The organism is Pseudoalteromonas aliena (assembly GCF_038155085.1).
GTDB lineage: Bacteria > Pseudomonadota > Gammaproteobacteria > Enterobacterales > Alteromonadaceae > Pseudoalteromonas > Pseudoalteromonas aliena_A.
Genome location: NZ_JBAKAU010000258.1, coordinates 1 through 212 on the forward strand (window position 1 = coordinate 1; position 212 = coordinate 212).

Sequence of the window (212 nt, forward strand, 5' to 3'; positions counted from 1 at the left end):
TTATTGCGCCTAATATTATTAGCTCAAGCTAGCTTAATTTTGTTACCTCAAGCATGCAGTACTATGGCGGTGTTAATAATATGCTTGAACAAACACATGTACTAACGAGTCGTTTATTTATGACGTTTCACTTGTTTTGTTTTAACTTTTGTAAAACGCATACCATTCATCACTTTGTGCTAAATAAGCCATTTTATTTACGCCAAATGTTA

General features: G+C 32.5%; 1 pseudogene. It reads left to right on the top strand.

The annotated features are described in order from the left end of the window. Positions 1–212 (top strand): annotated as a pseudogene (locus V6260_RS19300) (fatty acid desaturase); the annotation flags it as partial.